Here is a 19381-nt window from a genome sequence, read left to right as displayed (position 1 = left end):
ACCGCATTTGGTTACGTCACGCCCAGCAGGAGTGGGCGCGATGCACCGCAACCCGGCTCAAATATTCACGACGCGGCGCGCAAGCCCGATCGCTTCAGTCCAGAACGAGGCAGAGGTATGCATGAGCTCCACCACCGCGCCCATGGCCTCGACAAACGTGTCGATCTGGGCTTCGTCCACGACCAGCGGGGGCGCGGCCTTCAGCACCATGAAGTTGTTACCGCACATTTGCGTCAGCACACCGTGGTCGCGGAACAATCTCATCACGACAATCTGACCGAACATTCCAGCATGGATGGCCTTGAACGATTCGAATCCTAGCCGCAACGCCATCCTGCGCGGCGGCGCGAACTCAATGCCATTCATCAATCCCATGCCACGCACTTCCTTCACCATCTCGTAGCCGGACAGCCGCGCACGGAGACGGTCACGCAGCACTGCACCCAGCGACGCCGACTGCTCGCCCAAGTGTTCACGATCGAGCACGCCCAGGGTTGCCAGGGCGGCCCGCATCGACAAGCCGTTCTCGCCAAACGTCGAGGTGTGCACGATGGAACGCTTGAGCGAGTTGAAGACCGAGCCGTAGATGTCATCCGTCATCAGCAACGCCCCCGTAGGCACCAGGCCGCCGCTCAGCGCCTTGGCCAGCACCACCATGTCGGGGTCCACCGCGTAGTGATGCGAAGCGAGAAATGGCCCGGTGCGGTGCAGGCCGGTCTGCACTTCGTCCAGCACAAGCAGAGTGCCGTAGCGGCGGCATAGCTCCTGCGCGGACTTCAGATAAGAAGGCTCAGGAATCCGGATCCCTCCTTCGCCCTGTATCGGCTCCAACACCAGCGCGGCGAACCGCCGGGACGACAACTGCGCCGCAAGCCCCTCCAAGTCGCCGAACGGCACATGTTCGACGTCCGCCAGCATCGGCCCAAAGCCCTCGCTCCAGAACGGATCGCTCATCAGGGACAGCGCCCCACACGTCAGCCCATGAAAAGCGCCATCTGCGGAAAGCAGCGCATTCCTGCGGGTATGAGCGCGAGCGAACTTGATGGCCGCCTCCACGCCTTCACTGCCCGAGCTACAGAACAGGGCCTTGGCCAGACGCCCGCCAGCTCGCCGGCAAAGCTCCTGCGCCAGAGTCCCGGCCATCTCCGGAACGTGGCTCTGCAGCATGCCAGGACCATTCCGATCGAGCTCCGACTTCACCGCGGCCACAATGTCCGGGTGATTGTGCCCTGCATTGTGCACACAGTAGCCGGAGAGAAAATCCAGGATGCGCCGCCCATCCTCCGTAATCAGCTCCGCGCCCTGACAGCGCGCATACCGGACATTCATCTGCAGGACATTGAGAAGATTTACCCAAAGTGGGTTCACGCTGTTGCTGTAGTCGATGTCTACACGAGAGGGGGCTGCAAACTTTACCAAGACTGCTCCTAAACTGCGCGGGCAAAATGCCCGAGTAATGTTGCGATGCGCGCCGCACCTGGTGTGTTACGGCTCTCTTCTGATATAGCGAACGGGCGGTAGGCAGGCCGCATGACCGGGCAGCAGGCACATTCGATGCTTCCCGCCCGCACTCGACATCCTGATCTCGTTGGATATACGCGGACCCGGGCCTCCTGTAACCTGGGAACCATGCACGACCGGTACCGCCTGGGTCCTCTCTTTCTGTCGGGCAGCATCCTGCTGGCTGGTGCCTGCCTCGCCCTGGGCTCGGAGCCCGGCTCCTTCGATCGATCTCTCCCCGTGGCGGGGCCTGTGTATCTTGACGTGAAGAGCGATCCCGGAGGCGTTGTCATCACGGCCGGCGCGGCCGGTACCGTTCGAGTGCACGCGGTGATCAAACCCTTGTTCGGCCGGCTTGATCTCGACATCGCCGAGGCCAATATCCGCGCTCTCGAGAAGAACCCGCCCATCGAGCAGGTGGGTGGCCGGATCCGCCTCGGCTACGTGAAGGACCCCTCCCTGCTGAGGGCCGTCAGCATCCGCTTTGAGGTCGAAACCCCGCGCGCGACCGAGGTGCACGCCACCACGACATCGGGCGGCATCCAGATCGACGGGATCACGGGACCAGTTGTGACTGCGACGACGTCAGGCCGCACGGAGATCAGCAATGTAGCGGGCGAGATCAGGGTGAGTGTCCAGTCGGGCTCCGTCATCGTTCGCAATGCCGGCAGCTCCGCCTTCGTCCGCAGCCAGTCCGGCGGTCTGCAACTGGCGGGCGTCCAGGGAGCAGTCGATGCCGAAACGACGTCAGGGGGCACGGAGATCAGCGACGTCGCAGGGTCGCTTCGCACGGCAACCCAGTCCGGCAACATCCGCATTGAGAACGCAAAGGCTGCCGTGGTGGCCAGGAACAGTTCGGGCAGCATCACGGCTCTGCAAGCCGGAGGTTCCGTGGACGCTGAAACAAGATCGGGCGCCATCCGGATCTCGCAACTGAACCCCGCACCCATCCGCGCACTGGCGGGATCGGGCTCGATCCAGGTTCAACTGGCCAGCGGCGGCGGTTATCAGCTCGACGCCCTGTCCCACTCCGGCAAGATTTCGGCGCCCACCGCAGTCGCAAGCCTCGTTTCGAAAGATGGTCACAGCCTCAGGGCTCCAATGGGCCCGGGTGGGCCGCTGGTTGACCTGGATACGCGTTCGTCGCGGATCGAGATCCGGTAGAGCCACAAACGTGCTCTGGTCGGGTGCGGGCCGGCGGGCGCGACACGACAGCTTCGAGGGATGTGCGCCACGCCTGGGAAGGACAGCAACCAGCCACCCTTCATCTGCCAGAATCAGAAGTTATGGCCGTCGTCCAGATCTTCGGAGTCAAAGGCTCGCAAGCCACGCGCGCGGCGGAGCGCTTCTTCAAGGAACGCCGCATCGACATCCAGCTCATCGACCTCAAAGTGAAGCCCATGGCCGCCGGCGAAATCCGCCGCTTCGTCCAGCGCTTCACCCTCAATGGACTGCTCGACACGGAGGGCAAGGCGTTCGTCGACGCGGGCCTCAAGTACATCCAGCAGTCCGAATCGCAGCTCATGACCCGTATCGAGAAGGAACCCAGGCTGCTGCGCCTGCCTCTCGTCCGCTGCGGGCAAACCGTCTGCATCGGTCACGATGAAGACGGCTGGAAATCGATCGCCGCCGCCACTTGATCGGGCGCTACACTGCTTAGAAGCTCATGCGCATCTTTGTCGTAGCACTTCTACTGGCCGCCACGGCGGCGGCACAGGACCCCTCGGAACTCAATTTCCTTTCCAGCCACACCGACTACCGGAATTTGCGGTCGATGCTGCCCGATTACACGACAAAGCGGGCCTTCGAACTCCTCGACAAACGCCGCGCCGCGTCGGCCAACTGGACTGCGGCCGAGATCTCCGGGCGTAAACAGTATCTGCGCGAGCACATGCTGCGCGGAATCGGCGGCCTGCCCGAACGCACGCCGCTGAACGCGCGCGTCACCGGCGTCATCGATCGCGAGGACTATCGCATCGAGAAGATCATCTTTGAGAGCCGCCCGAACTTCTTCGTCACCGCCAACCTCTATCTACCCAAACGCGGCCAGGGCCCCTATCCGGCCGTGCTGTACCCTCTGGGTCACGAAGAGGGCGCCAAGGCCCATGTCGCCTGGCAGCAGATGCTGGTGACCCTGGCGCGCAATGGCTATGTCGGATTGGCGTGGGACGGTCCGGGCCAGGGCGAACGCGTCCAGCTCTACGACCCCGACTTCAACTCGTCGAAAGTGTTCAGCTCCACCCTCGAGCACACCATCCTCGGCATCCAGACGCTGCTCGTCGGTGACGCCCTGGCGCAGTACTACATCTGGGACGGCATGCGCGCGCTCGACTACCTGCTCTCGCGGCCCGAAGTCGACCCCAAGCGCGTGGCGTGCAGCGGAAACTCCGGCGGCGGCACGCTCACGGCCTATCTCTCCGCATTGGACGATCGCATCCAGGTGGCCGCCCCCTCCTGCTACATCACCTCGTGGCGCCGCCTGCTGGAAACAATCGGGCCGCAGGATGCCGAACAATGCATCCCCAACTGGATCTCCGACGGCCTCGATCATGAGGACTTCCTGCTGTCCTTCGCGCCCAAGCCCTACCTGCAGCTCTCCGCGATCCGCGACTTCTTCTCCATCACTGGAGCGCGCGAGACCAACGCGGACGCCACACGCGCCTACGACCGGCTGGGCGCGGGCGACAAGATGCGCTTCTTCCAGGCCGACGACGGGCACGGGTTCACAAAGCCGCGCCGCCTGGCCGCCTACGCCTGGTTCGACCGTTGGCTGAAAAAGGCGGAGTTCTCCGGAGTGGAGGATGAGGTGCTTCCTCTCCGCGAGGAAGAACTCTACTGCACACCCACGGGGCAGGTCGCCTCTTCCCTGGGCGGCGAGACCGTCACCACGTTGAACCAGAAGCGCGCGAAGCAGTTCCAGCGTGGGCAAGCCACGCCCGCGCAAATCGCCAAGCTCATCGATTACCACCAGCCCACCGGCCCGCTCTCCATAAAGCCGTTTGGAACCCTGACACGCGGCGGCTACCGCATTGAGAAGCTTGTGTATGAGACCGAGCCCGGCATCGTGATCCCCGCCCTGCTTTTCGTGCCGGATAGCGCGGGCAAGCATCCCGGCGTTCTCTATGTCGACGGCGCGGGCAAAGCGGCGCATGTTGCCGACATCGAGGCGCTGGTCAAGGCGGGCCACGTCGTCCTTTCCATCGACGCCCGCGGCCTGGGCGAGACCCGCATCGCCGCATTCCAGAACGGCTCCGACTGGTTCCGCTATTTCGGCGACTGGAACAGCGGCATGACCGCGATCATGATGGGCTCCACGCTCACCGGGCAACGCGCCGCCGACATCTCGCGCGGCCTCGATGTGCTGGCGGCCCGCGGCGAGGTCGATGCCGGCCGCCTGTATGGCGTGGGCGTCGAGGCGGGCGGCGTACCCCTGCTGCATGCGGCCGTGCTCGACTCGCGCCTCCGCAAAATCGCGCTCGAACGGACCCTGATCTCCTATCAGGCGGTGGTCGACGCCCGCATCCACCGCGGCCTCTTCGAGCAGGTGGTGCCCGGAGCCCTGAAGCTCTACGACCTGCCGGACCTGGTCCGTATGCTGGGCCAGCGCAGCGCCGCGGTAATCGACGCGGTAAACCCGCTGGGACAACCCGCGCCGCTCACGGAGTCGCGCAAGACCTACCCCTCAGCCGCGCGCCGCGCCGCCGCCGATAGCATCGTTGCGCTCTACAAGTTCTAACCGCGCAGGGCTGTGATATCGTGAGTTTGCCTTTTTCCGCCCGCCATCCGGCCCAACAGCGGATGCTCGTTCTGAGCCAGGCCGTACCAGCGGGCGGCAGGTTCGAACTATGAAGTCTTATTGGTTTCCGCCATTCCTGCTCACCGTCCTCGCCCTCACTGTCCTTCCCTGCGCGACGGCCCAGACCACCGCGCCGGCCGATGCGATGGCCGTGAAGAACCGTGCTCCGCTGGCCCCCAATGTCTTCAATCCCTTGCCGCTGACGGCCGTGAAGCCGGCCGGCTGGCTGCGGCGCCAGCTCGAAATCCAGGCCGGAGGACAAAGCGGCCACCTCGATGAATTCTGGCCTTCGCTCGACAAGACCAGCGGCTGGCTGGGCGGCACGGGCGAAAGCTGGGAACGCGGCCCCTACTACCTGGACGGCCTCGTCCCGCTTGCCTACCTGCTGGACAGCCCGGCACTCAAGGCCAAGGTCAAGCCGTGGATCGAATGGACCCTCAACAGCCAGCGTCCCGACGGCAATTTCGGCCCGCTGAAGAACACAGACTGGTGGCCGAACTTCGTCATGCTCAAGGTCCTCACGCAGTATCAGGAGGCCACCGGCGATCCGCGCGTCGTGCCGTTCATGACGAAGTACTTCGCCTACATGAGCAGCAAGCTGGACGCGGTGCCGCTGAAGGAGTGGGCCATTTACCGCTGGGGCGACCAGGAACTCACCATCGCCTGGCTCTACAACCGCACAGGCAATCTCGAGTTGCTCGACCTCGCGAAGAAGGTGAGTAAGCAGGGTTACGACTGGAAGGAGCACTTCGCCAACTTCCAATTCCCCGGCCGCGTGACGAAGGAGCAGTCGAAGCTGAATACCCACGGCGTCAATAACGCCATGGCGATCAAAACGTCGGGCGTCTGGTCCTGGTTCACCAACGACAAGTCCGACCGCGAGGCGATGTACCAGCTCTTCCTGGTGATGGACCAGCACCACCTGCTGCCCAACGGTGTCCATAGCTGCGACGAGCACTACGCCGGCCTCAGTCCCGTGCAGGGCACCGAGGTCTGTTCCGTGGTGGAAGCCATGTTCTCGCTCGAACTGCTGTCCGGCATCCTGGGCGACGCCGCCATCGGCGACCGCCTGGAGAAGATGGCCTTCAACCCCCTGCCCGGCACCTTCGACAAGACGATGTGGGCCCACCAGTACGATCAGCAGCCCAACCAGGTGCTGGTCGACGTCAACCCCCGCAACTGGGTGTCGAACGGGCCCGACTCCAATCTCTTCGGACTCGAGCCCAATTTCGGCTGCTGCACCGCCAACTTCCACCAGGGCTGGCCCAAGTTCGCCGCCAACCTGTGGATGGCCACCCAGGACGACGGCATCGCCGCCGTTGCCTACGCCCCCAGCGCCGTGAAGACCAGCGCAGGCGGCGCCGCGGTGACCATCGAGGAGACCACCGATTACCCCTTCCGCGACACCATCCGGCTGAAGCTCACCACGGACAAACCCGGCACCTTCCCGCTGGTGCTGCGCGTGCCCGGCTGGGCCACCGGCGCCTCAATCACTGTGAACGGCAAAGCCGAGCAAGGCATCCAGCCGGGCGCCTATCATCGCATCGCCCGGACCTGGAAGACTGGCGACACCATCGTCCTGCGCTTCCCCATGTACCCACGGGTGTCCCGCTGGTACAACCAGTCCGTCGCCATTGACCGCGGCCCCCTGGTCTTCTCACTGAAGATCGGGGAAGAGTGGAAGAAGCTGCGCGAGAAGGGACCGGCAGCGGACTGGACCGTCAGCCCCACCACGGCCTGGAACTACGGCCTGCTGCTGGACGCGAACAATCCCGCGGCCTCGCTGAAGGTGAAGGAGTCGCCCATCGGCGAAAATCCGTTCACTGGGGAAACACCGGCTGTCACGATTCAGGTGAAGGGCCGCAAAATTCCGGCCTGGACGCTGGAGAAAGGCTCGGCCGCCCCACCGCCGGTCAGTCCTGTAACCTCGTCGGAACCGGTTGAACAACTGGAGCTGATCCCTTACGGCTCAGCCAAGCTCCGCATCACTGCGTTCCCCATTCTGGTGCGCTAACCCTTTGGCGCCGGTGGGGGCGGATCATTGTTCGGCCCCTCTCGCGACCATTTCTCCCAATTTCGTCGTATCCTCGGACATGCGTTTCATTTTCTGTGTATTGAAGTTGACGGCGGCTATCTTACTCGCAAGCGCACTCGCTTTTGGTCAGGCTGGCCGTTGGGAAGGCACTGTCCAGGCGGGCGGCCAGGAACTCCAGATCGGCCTGGATTTCGCCAAGGACGACAAGGGCGCCTGGAACGGAACGTTCTCGCAGACCCCGCCCGGCATCCGTGATGTCCCGGTAGTCGAACTCAAAGTGGAAGACAAGACGGTCAAGTTCCACATCGTCTCGGGCAGCGGTCCGGAGTTCGTATGCAAGATGGGTACGCCCACGGCAATGAACTGTTCGCTGAATACGCCCAACGGCGCTGTCACCTTTGACCTGAAGCGGACCGGCGACGGCAAGGTAGCCACCCAGAAGCCCAGCCCCGCCGTCTCGAAGGTGCTGGAAGGGGATTGGGAAGGCAGCCTGGAGACCCCGCAGGGCGGACTCAAGATTGTGATGCACTTCAAGAACCAGCCGGACGGCACGGTGAAGGCCACACTCGACAGCCCAATTCAAGGCGCCACCGGCTTGGCCATGTCGGAAATCACACAGAAGGAACTGGCCGTCGAGCTCAAGGTGCCCGTCGTGGGCGGCTCCTACAAGGGCACGCTCAACAAGGAAGGCACCCAGATCACTGGAGAGTGGAGCCAAGGTGGCGGCACGCTCGCGCTCGTCATGCGCAAACCCGCGCCTCCGGCACCTCCGGCGGCGCCCGCCAAGTAGTCTCAGTTTTCCGCGGAATGGGAAGGCCGGCGGCGCTATGCCCTGGCCTTCGCACCCGGTCTGAGCCTCGCCCGCCAAAACGTCCGGTTGCCCGCCGGAGTCAGTGCGTCTTCAAAGAACGGCGCCGCGTCCCACGCCTTCACCTGATCAAACCCCGCCACCGCCAGAGCCGAGCGGATCTCCGCCGCGCTCCAGCACACCTCCTCGATGTGCTCGCGGTGACGGCTCCACTTATCCCCCGACCGGATGAACCACTCCACGTCCGACCACGCGCGATCCGATCCGCGCCGGTGCCCGCCATGCATGATCATCGCGACAGGATCCTTTTCCAGAAACCAGGTGTTGGCCCACACGCGTTCAAACGCCCGCCGGTTGTTCACATCAAAGGCGAAATGGCCGCCCGGCCGCAGCGCCTTCGCCACGCTGCGCAGCACGCGCCCCAGGTCCCGCTTGTGCGGCACATGGTTCAGCGCATCGAACTCGCAGGTGACCAGATCCACCTGTTTGGGCAGCACGAACGCGCGCATGTCGGCCTGGATCACATGCACCGGCAGGCCCGTGCCCCGCACCTTCTTCCGTGCGATCTTGCACATGTCGGGGGACAAGTCGACGGCGTACATCTCGATCCCCTGCGCTGCGAGTTCCAGCGCCAGCGTACCCGTGCCGCAGCACAGGTCGCAGGCGGCCTTCACTTCAGGCAGCACAGGCCCGATCACCGACTCGCGGGCCGTATCGAACTGCCGCCGGAATTCAAACAGGTGGTCGTAGTAGCGCGCCAGCCAGCGGTATGTATCGGACGCCATGGCTCCTCCGGATGTTGCTATCCGAATTATCCAACATGCGCCGGCTCTACCTGGCGATCCCCTTGCCTTCCACCACGGTCACATAGCGGTCCACCGGCACATCCGTCAGGCGCTCGACGCGGGTGCTGGGCCCTGGCCACTTGATCTCCACCCAGTCCACCTTGGCCGCCGTGCCCAACCCCAGCACCTCTCGCGGATCGTGCGACGACAGGTAACTGCCGCCGCTGTTCTTCTTGCGCGTACGCTTCACACCGCCGGCCGACCACGTGATGCTCGCCCCGATCGCGTCCCGATTGCAGGTGACACCCTGCAGTTTCAGCCCCACCCAGTGGTTGCCCGCACCCGCGGTGTTCCTGAGCAGCAGCGGCGCCTCGCCGTTGTTCCCCACCAGCACCGACAACCGGCCGTTGTTCAGATAATCGCCTACGGCCAGCCCACGCGCCGGATACGACTTTGTGAAAGCCGGCCCGGCCTGCGCCGTCACATTCCTCATCCGCCCGCCATCGTTGTGGAACAGCAGCAGCGGCTCTTTGTACTTCACCTGCTGCGAATACTGCTCAATCATGTCGTCCGGATGCCCGTTCGAGAGGATCAGGTCGGTCAGCCCGTCGTTGTCATAGTCGAAGAACTTGAGCCCCCAGCCGCTCAGCAGCCGCGTACTCTGCGCCACGCCGTGCCGGTGCGCCGTATCGGTGAATGACTCAGTCTTGTTGTTCTCATAGAGCGAGAACATCTCCTGGTCGACGTTCGCCACGAACAGGTCTTCCCAGCCGTCGCCATTGATATCGGCCGCATCGACGCCCATGCCGGAGCGCGCCTGCCCGTTGGCGCTGAACCCCACCTCCGCCGCCAGCGCAACCTCCTCCCACTTGCCGCCGCCGCGATTCAGGAAGAGGAAGTTCTGCACCGTGTCGTTGGCCTCAAACAGATCCATGCGGCCATCGTTGTTCACATCCGTGGCCACCACACCCAACCCCTTGCCCAGCGCTTTCTCGATATCCGTTCCCTGGCTCACCAGCTTGAACGTGCCGTCACCGTTGTTGTGATACAGGAAGCTCGCCGTCGGCTTGAACACACGCGGAATGCAGTAGTACTTTCGCCCCAGCTTGTTGTCACCACAGCCGAACCTTTCCTTCACGCTGTAATTCACAAAACTGCACAGGAACAGGTCGAGCTTGCCGTCGTTGTCGTAGTCGAACCACACCGCGCTGGTGGTCCATTCCGGCCCCACCAACCCCGACTTCTCCGTGATGTCGGTGAACGTGCCGTCGCCGTTGTTGTGGTACAGCGTGGGCCGCCCGTAAGCCGTCACCAGCAGATCGGGAAAGCCGTCGTTATCGTAGTCACCCACCGCCACGCCCATCCCAAAGGAGTGCCCGCCCAGCAGCCCGGCCTTCTGCGTGACATCGGTGAACGTGCCGTCCCGGTTGTTGTGATAGAGCGCGTTGCACACCGGTTTCAACGGCTTGTAGAAGTTGCACTCGCCCGTGTTCACCAGGAAGATGTCCATCCACCCGTCGTTGTCATAGTCGATGAAGGCGACGCCCGGAGGCAGCGTCTCCGGCAGGTAGCGCTCCGCCGACATGGCGTTCACGTGGACCCAGTGAATGCCACTCTCCGACGCAGGCACCTCTTCGAACAGCCACACAGAATCAGCCGGCGGCGCGGCCAGACTGGAATTCGGGATCATCGGCGCGCCACCCAGACACGCCAGGAAGGTTCTTCTGCTGTACCGCATTCAACGAATACCGCCCCAGGTCCTTACTCAATGTTAAGGTAGATGCTCTTCTGCGCCCCGAAGTTGCCTTGGATTAACGTGGCCCGGAACTGATATTGCGCGGGCTGGACCGAATCCAGGGGAATGTTGGCGACGTAAGGAATGGAACCATCCGGCCCGGCCGCAGGCAGCGCAGGCGAGGTGCGCGAGACCACCTGCCCGTCTTTCAGGAGATCGAGCACCATCTTCGGCGGCTCCTGCGACAACTCATCGGGATACAGGGTGAAGAAGAGCGACAGCAGCTTCCCTGCACCACCCGGCACCGCGTCGATCAACGTCGGAACGATACGGCCCTGCGGCATCTGCAGCGCCTCCCGTGGATCCCTCTCCCCAGCCGGCTTGTCGATCCGCCGCACCAGGACAATGTCGCTGACACTCGCTTTGCTCGTCTGAGCGGCCACCACCAGCACGGACCTCTTCGCCGATACCCGCTGCCCTTCCTGATCCGCCGCCACACTCTCCACCGTGTAGCGCCCCGGAGCCAGGTTCATCGCCCGTGTCACAATAAACCGCCCCTGCTGAAACCCCTCCAGCCGGTCCAGTGGTTCGTTCAGCGGCACGTCCCTGGACAGCTTCGCCACCACCCGGCCTTCGGCGTCCTTCACCAGCGCCAGCACGGTAATGTGCGTCCGGTACTTCGCCGCCTTCTCGTCCTTCGCAAACGCCACGTTCTTCAAAGGCAGATCGAAGACCAGCTCCGCCTGCTGCAGCCCCAGCCTCTGCCGGTACTGCACTACCCCGGCGCGAAACTCCAGATCCTTCGGCAGCGGATTCCGCGACAGCACCCGCAATAGCGGAGCCTCGTACGAGAACACCGTCTGGCCCTCCATCACCGGCATCGCGAAGTAGCCGTCCCGAGCCTGCACCACCGCATCCTTGCGGCTCGCTACCGACACAGTGATGGCCCGGAACCGCCCGTCGTACAACTGGTTCTGCGGATGGTACGAGATCTCGTAGTAGGTGTTGAACTCCTCGCTCAACTTCTCGAGATTGGGCCGCAGGTCGTTCGTATTCGCAATCAGGAAACCGCCCGTGGCCTCGGCCAGTTCCTGCATCTCGTACTGCTGGTTCGCGCGCAGGCTGTCCACCGCCCGGTCGAAAGTCCGGAACTCCTGCTTATTCCCCGCCGCCGTCTCGTTCTGCGTCGTCCGCGCGTAGCGGCTCCACTGCGCAGCCTCGCTGAGCTTGGCATTGGCGGCACCCTGGTCGCTGGCCGTCATCAGCCCGCGGGCATCAATCGCATACACCGTCACGTTCGCCCGGTTCGCCTCGCTGATCATCGACTTGAACTGCTCCACCAGGCTGTTCGGCATCTGCAGCCCCTCGGCGAAGTACAGCACGGTCTTGCGGCCGGGCAGCTTGCGCAGTTCCTTGACGATCGCCCACAGCGAGAACACCGACATGCGGCCCAGATCCTCGCGCTCCAGCACCTCGGAGAAATCGAGCATCTCCTTCGCCATCTGCCCGGCCTGCGCGCTGGACATCGCCGCCCCGTCCACCGTTCCCTGTGCCGGTGCGGTAGTGCCGGTGCTGTTCCCGGCTGCATCCGCCGTCCTCGCCATGTTCGCCAGATCGCTCTGGAAATCGCTGCGTTCCCCGCTCGTCGCCGCCTCGATCGCCCGCTTCAGCCGTGCCGCGTCGTTCGTATACGGCTGCACCACCTGGAACCCGCGATCCACCGTGAACACCGCATAGTAGACGTTGGGCCCCAGGTCCTTCTTGAGGAAATCCAGGGACGCCTGCCGCCCCAACCTGCGCCCATCCGGCCCCAGCCGGTCGAACACCAGCGAGATCAGCCGGTTCTGCGCGGAGACCTGCACGCGCTCCTGCCGCCGCGTGCTCTCCACCGGTGCTGCGGGCCCCTCAGGAGCCACCGCCCCAGGCTGAACACTGACCGCCCGGAAGGACGTGACCGTCTGCGGCACCCCGTCTTCCTTCACCACGATGTCGCCCTGCGTCAATCCCCGAATCAGCCGGCCACGCTTGTCCCGCACCACCACATCCACCAGCACGTCCGTCGACTCCGAGCGGAACGCGGGCGGCTGGGCTGGCAGCTCCGCCGCCAGCACCACCAGCGCAACAGCTCTGTGGATCCACCTCATCGGGCCGCAATCTGCACTTGCGCCATGCCATCCGCCGTCGAGTTGCCCTGCTTCACGATGACGTGAATCAGATAGGTGGCCGGAGGCATGCTCTCCGCCGGCGAAGACAACACATACGCGATCCGCCCCTGCGCGTCCGGCGCCGGCAGCGGCAGCGCACTCTTCGCGATAACTTTTCCGTCGACGCTAAACTCCGCCTCCGCCACAGGCTTCTCCGCGATCGCCGGATCCGGGTACACCACGAAGAACGTGGACATCTGCGCGCCCTTCACCGCGAGCACCTGCCCGCCCAACGTAGCCGTGATCCTTCCGCCCTGGTACTGCAGCGGCTCATTCGGATCCAGATCCTTCGCATTCGCCTGGAAGTTGCGCACCAGGTACAGGCTCGACATCGCCACGCCCTGCGCCTTCGGCGTCACGACATACGAGCTCTTGCGCGTCCCCACCGTACCGGCTTCGTGGTCCATCACCGCCGTCTCCAGCGTGTACCGGCCCGGCGGCAGGTTCAGCGGCTCTTTGTAGATGTAGTTTCCCGCACGCGCCTGCGGCAGCAGCGCCAGCGGCCCCCGCCTTGGCAGATCGCTGCTCACCTTGGCCACCACCTCGCCCTTCGCATCCTTCACCAGCGCCAGCAGCGATACCCGTGAACTGAACGTCTTCGTGTCTAAATGTTCAGTGAACTTGATGCCGCTCATCGGCACCTCCACCACCACCAGCCCTTTCGCTTCAGTAGGCCCGGGCCGCACCACCAGGGCAGCCGACCGGAACTCCACATCCTTCGGCATGGGATTCATGCCCAGGGCCTTCGTCAGCGCGAACTCAAACGGCATCAACGCCGGACCGCGCGCCGTCACAGGCAGCGAGAAGTACCCCAGGCGCGCATGCACCACCGTATCCTTCCGCGCCACTTCCACCTGAGTCTTCCGGAACCGTCCGTCATAGCTCCCGATGCCCGGATGATAGACCGCCTCGTAGTAGCTGGCCGCCTCCTCGCTCACCTGCCGCATCGGCTTCGACAGATCGTTCGAGTCGCTCATCAGGAACGCGCCGGTCGACTCCGCCAGCGTCTGCAGCGGCAACTGGATGTTCTTGCGCATGCTGTTCTCCGCAAGATCGCTCGCCTGCAGCTCGTCCTTCGAAACCGCACCGCTCGTCGCCGTTGTGGCATCACCTGTCAGTTTTGCCGCCTTCGCCAGGTCTTCCGAACCCGCGTTCTGACTCGACGTCTGGACCCCGCGCGCGTCCACTGTATAGATCGCGACATTGCCGCGATTCGCCGCGCTGGGAATACTGCGGAACGGCTCGTCCAGATGCGTCGGCACCTCCATGCCCTCAGAGAAGTACACGATGCTCTTCCGGCCCGCCATCGAGTACTGGCCCCGCACCAGCGACAGCAGCGAGAAGATCGACATCCTCGTCGCCTCCTCACGCCCATAACTGGAATTGAACTGCAGCATGTCCAGCATCACCTGCGCTGTCTTCTTCTGCGCCGGGGCACCATCCGCGCTCGCCACCGTCTCCTTCAGGCTCTTCTTGATCCGTTCCGACTCGACGGCATACGTCGCATACTGCCCGTTCGTCACCCGGCCGATCGCCCGCTTCAGCGCTTCCTTGTCCGTCGTGAACTCCTGCAGCACGAACAACTGCGAATCGACTGCGACCACCGCGAATTGCACGTTTTGCGCCTGCTCACCCTTCACCAGGCTCTCCGCCGCATCCCGCGCGACCCGGCGCGCCGCATTCCCCAGCCGCTCAAACACCAGAGTCACCAACCCGATGCGCTGACCCGCCTCCGCCCCATCAACCAGCCGCAGCGCGGTCACCCGATGCTCCGCCCCGTCGTCCGCCACCTTCACTTCGCCGGCTTTCAAATCTTTAACCAGCCGGCCCCGCTTGTCCCGCACGACGAAGTCCTGCACCACTTCCTCCGCCGCGGAACTCAGCGCTGGATCCGACTGCTGCCCCGCCGCAATCAACTGCGCCGTACTCGCCGGTTGCCCGTGCGTCATGCCGGCCGCAGCCAGCAGGCCGAGAGTCAGTCCGCTAATCCGGATACGTTTCATTGGGCCTCGCAATCCGTATGAAGTGATCGGTAAACCGGAAATGCGAGCCCGGCAGCTCGTACTTCGGCATATGGCAGCTCGCGCATTGCCTCGTCCCTACATGGCAGACCTTCGCAGGCACGCCACCCGTCTTGGCCGCATGACACCCAAGGCACGCCGGATCCGAGTTCACCACCGCCCCCTCCGGCCGGTTGTGCGCATCATGACACGCCGTGCAGCCGATGCGCCGGTCCAGCGCGTCATAGCACTTGCTCTTCACAATCCGGTAGGGCTGGAACCGCACATTCGCCACACCGCGCGGACCGTTCAACTGGATGTGCGACCACGTCCGGTGGCACGCTCCGCACACATCCGAGATCTCTTCCGTGCTCGCCTCTTTCAGCTTCGCCAGCCGCGCCGACTTCATGTCACCCGCCGCCCGCGCGGTCGCGTGCTTCCACGCGCCCTTGTGGCAGTTCTCACACTGCACCCCCGGCACCAGTGTCTTCGTCCAGGCCAGCGATCCTTTTGCCGGACCCGCGCCCGCCGCCGGCCCCGCCGCCGCGTGGCACTGGAAACACTCCGTCACGCTCAGCGGCGGCATCTCCCGGCCAAATGCCTCCGCCAGGTTCTTCGGGACACCCGCCGGCGACCCCAGCGTTCCGTCCAGCCCCTGGATATCGTTATAGAAGCTCACCCGGCTCTCGTAGAGCTTCCCTTCCCGCTCCAGCACATATGTCTGGCCCGCCGCGCCCTGCCCCATCGCCCACGCCACCACGCCGTCCATCGTCGACGCGCCATCGCTCACCGCATACCGGTCCTGCCCGCCGGCCCGATAGATCCGGTACGCAAACGAACCCAGCTTCAGCTGCAGCTCCGGATGCGTGCCCAGAATCGTGGCCTGCCCACCCGGCTCCAACGTCCGCGCCATCAGCGTGTGCGCGTGCCCCTGCGACTCCTTCGGATGACACGGCGCGCACGTCTTGTGCTGCTGCGCCATCACGGGCGGCATCGCCAGCACGAGCATCAGCGCGAACACCCGCATCTACTTCGCATCCCTTTCCATCCGTTCGCCTTCGGCCGCCTTCAGACGCGCAAACTCCGCCCGCGCCCGCGCCGCATCCTCCTTGCGGCCCAGCTTCGCATACGCCGACGCCAGCAGATACTGCAACTGCGAACTCGCCGGCTCCAGCTTCACAGCGAGCTCCAACTCCTTCGCACCCTTGTCAAACTCGTTCAGCTCCACCAGCGTTCGGCCCAGGCACCCGCGCGCCGCAAAACTGCCCGGAGCCGCGGCCACCGCCCGCTCCGCATACGGCAGCGCCAGCGCCGCCTCCCCACGCTTCAGATACTCAAAGCCCATCGACACCAACGCCGGCAGATGCTTCGGATCCAACGCCAACGTCCGCTGCAGCGTCGCCACGCCTTTGTCCGGATCGTTCGCCAGCAGAATCATCGCATACGAATAATGGACATTCGGCCGGTCCGGATACTCCTTCACCAGCTCCTCAAACCGCCGGGTGGCGTCTTCCACCGGATGCTCGCCCCCGGTCAGCATCGCACTGCCCAGCTTGAACGCCACATCGCGGTCGCCCTCCGCCAGTTCCTGCGGAAAGATCGCCAGCCGCAATGCCGCGATCCCCGCCACCGCCACCACCGCCGGATCGTTGGGCTTCATGCGGGTCAGCAGCCGGCACAACTGCAGCGCCCGTTCGAAATTGCTGGCATGCGTCTGCAGCACCGCCGCCCGGTACAACGCCGCACGCGTCACCGGCTCTTCTGTCCTCAGCCCCAGCGCGTAGCCTTTCTCCAGATCGGCCAGCGCCGCCGCGTACTCCTTCGTCTGAAACTCGCACAGCCCCAGATAGGCGAAGGCGCCGCCAACTTTGGGCTGCAACCCCACGAACCTGCGAAACGAATCCCGGCACGCCGCGTAGCGCTGTGCTTCGAATTGCAGCGTACCCAGGCGCCACCAGCCTTCGTCCCACGTGGGCACCAGCGTCACCGCCTGCCGGAACAGCCGCATCGCATCTTCCGGCCTGTTCGCCTGCGCAGCCTCTTCGGCCCGGCTCGCCAGTTGCGCAATGGCGGCCGTCGGCGATGCCGGCGCCTGCCCATAGACCCAACCCGCGAAGACCAACCCCAACGCGGCTTTCATGGGTTCACCGGCGCCTCCAACTGCCCGCTCCGCGCGGAGCCCTTCAACTGCACCACCAGCAGCCTCTGCCGGTCGCCATCCGCTTTCCTCTTCAACCGGTAGTACACCGAAGCCAGCGTGGCATGCACCTCCGCGATCCCGGGCGCCTCGCGCTCCACCGCCTCCAACTCCGTCCGCGCCTCATCCGCCTGGTCCTGCGCCAGATAGATCGTCGCCCGCTGATACCGCGCCCGCAGGTCGCCCGGCTTCACCGCCAACGCCCGCTGCAGCAGCCCCAGCGCCTCGTCATACTGCTCGTTCTTCTTCAGGATCACGGCCAGCGATACCAGGCTCGGCAGGTGCTCCGGATTCACCGCCAGCTCCTTCCGCAGCTCCACCGCGCACTCCTCCGGAGCCCCGGCCAGCAGCACGCTCGCATACCCGTAGTGGACGCCCGGCGTCCTGTCATACTCCTTCACCACGCCATCCAGCATCCGCCGCGCCGCCTCCATCTGGCCCGCGCCCGCCGTCAGCGCCGCCCGCCCCATCAGGAAAATCAGCGCCCTGTCTTCCGCCGCCACCTCAGCGGGAAAGATCGGACGCCGCAGCACCGTAGCGCCAGCCAGCGCCACCAGCTCCGGCCACTCGCCAAACCGCAGCGCGAGCGCCCTGCACAGCGGCATCGATTTCTCGAACAACCCGGCCTTCGTCGAAAGCATCGCCGCGTGCAATTGAATCGGCCGCAATAGCGGCTCGTCTGCCGGCACACCCAGTAGCAGCGCCTTTTCCAACGCCTCCAGCGCCGCCCCAAACTCCTGCGTACGAAACGCGCACAACCCTAGATACCCGTGGCCCTGCGGCAAGCCGGGCTCCAACTGCACGAAGCGCCTCATCGCATCCCGGCACTCCGCAAACCGTCCGGCCGCGTAGTTGAGCGCACCCAAGTGATACCAACCCTCGGCCCACTGCGGGGCCAGCCGTACCACCCTGCCGTACAACTCCGCCGCCTCCGCGCCCCGGCCCGCTAACCGTGCAGCGGCCCCCTGCCGCGCCAGGCCCGCCACCGCCGCCGGCGGAGCTGCAGGCCCCGCAGCCGTACCCTGCGCGCTCATCACCAGGCACGCCCCCCACAGCACTGCGGCCAGCGTCACTGAGCTCATGGATTCTTCTGCTCTGTCTCCGTCTGCCCCTTCGGTTGCCGCGCCTGCGCCTCCGCGTTCAGCTTCTGCACGATGCCCCGCTCGCGGTCGCCCTCCGCCTTCAGCTTCAGCCGGTAGTAGACGGTTGCCAGCGACACATGCGCTTCCGTGAACTGCGGAGCCTCCTTCACGGTCGCCTCCAACTCCTTCCGCGCCTGCTCCACCTTCCCCTGCGACAGGTAGATCGTGCCCAGTTGATACCGTACCCGCAGGTCGCCCGGCCGCACCCGCAGCGCGCGCGCCAGGTACTTCAAAGCCTCGTCCCACTCCTGGTCCTGCTTCAGGATCACCGCCAGGTTCAGGTTCGAATTGAAATCGTTCGGATTGAGCTTCAACTCCTGCTGGAACGCCTTCGCCGCGCCGGCCGTGTCTCCGGTCGCCATCAGCGACTGCCCGTAGTAGGCGTTGGCCGACGGCAGGTTCGGATTCATCTGAACCGCCTTCGCCAGATCCTCCATCGCGCCCGCGAAATCGGCTGAGTTCAGCTTCGCCGTCCCAATCAGCAGCCGCGTCTCCGCCGAATCGCCACGCTGGAAGATGGGATCCAGGATCTTCTGCCCTTCCTGCTCACGCTTGTCCCGCACCAGCGCGGTGCCCAGCACGTACGCCATCCCCAGGTCGGCGGCATGCTCCTTCTGCACTGGCGACAACAGCTCGATCACCTTGCCGTTTTCCCCCATCTGCAGCCAGCAATCAGCCAGCAGCAGCGTGGCCTGCAGGTTGTCCGGAGTCAGTGCCCGCAGTGTCGTCAACTCCTTCGCCGCATCCCCGATGTCGCCCATCTTGTAATAGGCCAACGCCAGGTTCAGCGAAATGCCGGTGTGGCTGGGATCCAGCTTGAGGCCCGCCTTGTACTCCTGGATCGCTTCCGAATACCGCCCTTGCCGGGCTAAGGCCGCCCCCAGGTTGGAGCGCACATTCACATTGTCCGGACCCGCCCTCAGGTAAGCGCGATACCCCGCCACCGCCGCATCCAGATTCCCTGCCTGATGGGCCGCCACCGCCTTCTCCAGCACCGCATCCGGCGCTTGCGCGCGGGTTGCCTGCAATCCGAGAAGTAGCGCCAGCACGATCGTGGTCATAGGCCGCCATCTCGATTGTATAAGAGCCGGTATAGATTAAAACCAGACATGCTCGATATTCGACTGCGGTCCAGATGACAAAAACGGGGTGGCGGCGGCCACCCCGTCTCGAAGCATC

The 19381-nt window shown here is 64.7% G+C and carries 14 protein-coding genes; 5 read left to right on the top strand and 9 right to left on the bottom strand.

Going from position 1 to position 19381, the window contains the following annotated elements:
• Positions 1-57: 57 nt before the first annotated feature.
• On the bottom strand, positions 58-1419 hold the full coding sequence (locus tag IRI77_RS29565; protein ID WP_228486382.1) for an aspartate aminotransferase family protein: 1362 nt from the start codon (positions 1417-1419) through the stop codon (positions 58-60).
• A 210-nt stretch (positions 1420-1629) separates the two neighbouring features.
• On the opposite strand from IRI77_RS29565, the gene IRI77_RS29560 reads away from it, so the two are divergent.
• The 5 genes from IRI77_RS29560 to IRI77_RS29540 all read left to right on the top strand — a co-directional run bounded on the left by IRI77_RS29560 (position 1630) and on the right by IRI77_RS29540 (position 8121).
• Positions 1630-2664 (top strand): DUF4097 family beta strand repeat-containing protein, encoded by a 1035-nt coding sequence (locus tag IRI77_RS29560; protein WP_194448562.1) that lies wholly within the window; start codon positions 1630-1632, stop codon positions 2662-2664.
• 122 nt (positions 2665-2786) lie between these two features.
• Positions 2787-3140: an ArsC/Spx/MgsR family protein gene (locus IRI77_RS29555; RefSeq protein WP_194448561.1), complete on the top strand. Its 354-nt coding sequence runs from the start codon at positions 2787-2789 to the stop codon at positions 3138-3140.
• 26 nt (positions 3141-3166) lie between these two features.
• On the top strand, positions 3167-5236 hold the full coding sequence (locus IRI77_RS29550) for an alpha/beta hydrolase (RefSeq protein WP_194448560.1): 2070 nt from the start codon (positions 3167-3169) through the stop codon (positions 5234-5236).
• A 109-nt stretch (positions 5237-5345) separates the two neighbouring features.
• Entirely contained in the window at positions 5346-7310 is a 1965-nt protein-coding gene (locus IRI77_RS29545; RefSeq protein ID WP_228486381.1) for a beta-L-arabinofuranosidase domain-containing protein, read from the top strand.
• A gap of 79 nt (positions 7311-7389) precedes the next feature.
• On the top strand, positions 7390-8121 hold the full coding sequence (locus tag IRI77_RS29540) for a hypothetical protein (protein WP_194448559.1): 732 nt from the start codon (positions 7390-7392) through the stop codon (positions 8119-8121).
• Between the two features lie 35 nt (positions 8122-8156).
• On the opposite strand, the gene IRI77_RS29535 is transcribed toward IRI77_RS29540, so the two are convergent.
• Genes IRI77_RS29535 through IRI77_RS29500 form a run of 8 tightly spaced genes read right to left on the bottom strand, consistent with a single transcriptional unit; the run spans position 8157 to position 19263 of the window.
• Entirely contained in the window at positions 8157-8924 is a 768-nt protein-coding gene (locus IRI77_RS29535) for a class I SAM-dependent DNA methyltransferase (RefSeq protein WP_194448558.1), read from the bottom strand.
• A gap of 46 nt (positions 8925-8970) precedes the next feature.
• Positions 8971-10662 (bottom strand): CRTAC1 family protein, encoded by a 1692-nt coding sequence (locus IRI77_RS29530; protein ID WP_194448557.1) that lies wholly within the window; start codon positions 10660-10662, stop codon positions 8971-8973.
• A 23-nt stretch (positions 10663-10685) separates the two neighbouring features.
• Entirely contained in the window at positions 10686-12803 is a 2118-nt protein-coding gene (locus IRI77_RS29525; RefSeq protein WP_194448556.1) for a VWA domain-containing protein, read from the bottom strand.
• Positions 12800-14866, bottom strand: coding sequence for a VWA domain-containing protein (locus IRI77_RS29520; protein WP_194448555.1), 2067 nt, complete (start codon positions 14864-14866; stop codon positions 12800-12802). Before IRI77_RS29520 ends, IRI77_RS29525 begins: the two co-directional genes overlap by 4 nt.
• Positions 14847-15890: a multiheme c-type cytochrome gene (locus IRI77_RS29515; RefSeq protein WP_194448554.1), complete on the bottom strand. Its 1044-nt coding sequence runs from the start codon at positions 15888-15890 to the stop codon at positions 14847-14849. Before IRI77_RS29515 ends, IRI77_RS29520 begins: the two co-directional genes overlap by 20 nt.
• The gene (locus tag IRI77_RS29510) at positions 15891-17003 is read right to left on the bottom strand and encodes a tetratricopeptide repeat protein (RefSeq protein ID WP_194448553.1); all 1113 of its coding nucleotides are present in this window, start codon (positions 17001-17003) and stop codon (positions 15891-15893) included.
• The gene (locus IRI77_RS29505) at positions 17000-18142 is read right to left on the bottom strand and encodes a tetratricopeptide repeat protein (protein ID WP_194448552.1); all 1143 of its coding nucleotides are present in this window, start codon (positions 18140-18142) and stop codon (positions 17000-17002) included. Before IRI77_RS29505 ends, IRI77_RS29510 begins: the two co-directional genes overlap by 4 nt.
• Entirely contained in the window at positions 18139-19263 is a 1125-nt protein-coding gene (locus tag IRI77_RS29500; RefSeq protein WP_194448551.1) for a tetratricopeptide repeat protein, read from the bottom strand. The genes IRI77_RS29505 and IRI77_RS29500 overlap by 4 nt, the downstream gene beginning before the upstream one ends.
• Positions 19264-19381 lie beyond the last annotated feature (118 nt).

Source organism: Paludibaculum fermentans, assembly GCF_015277775.1.
Lineage (GTDB): Bacteria > Acidobacteriota > Terriglobia > Bryobacterales > Bryobacteraceae > Paludibaculum > Paludibaculum fermentans.
The sequence above is the reverse complement of the archived record's forward strand: the minus strand, read 5'-3'. Positions and strand labels throughout refer to the sequence as shown.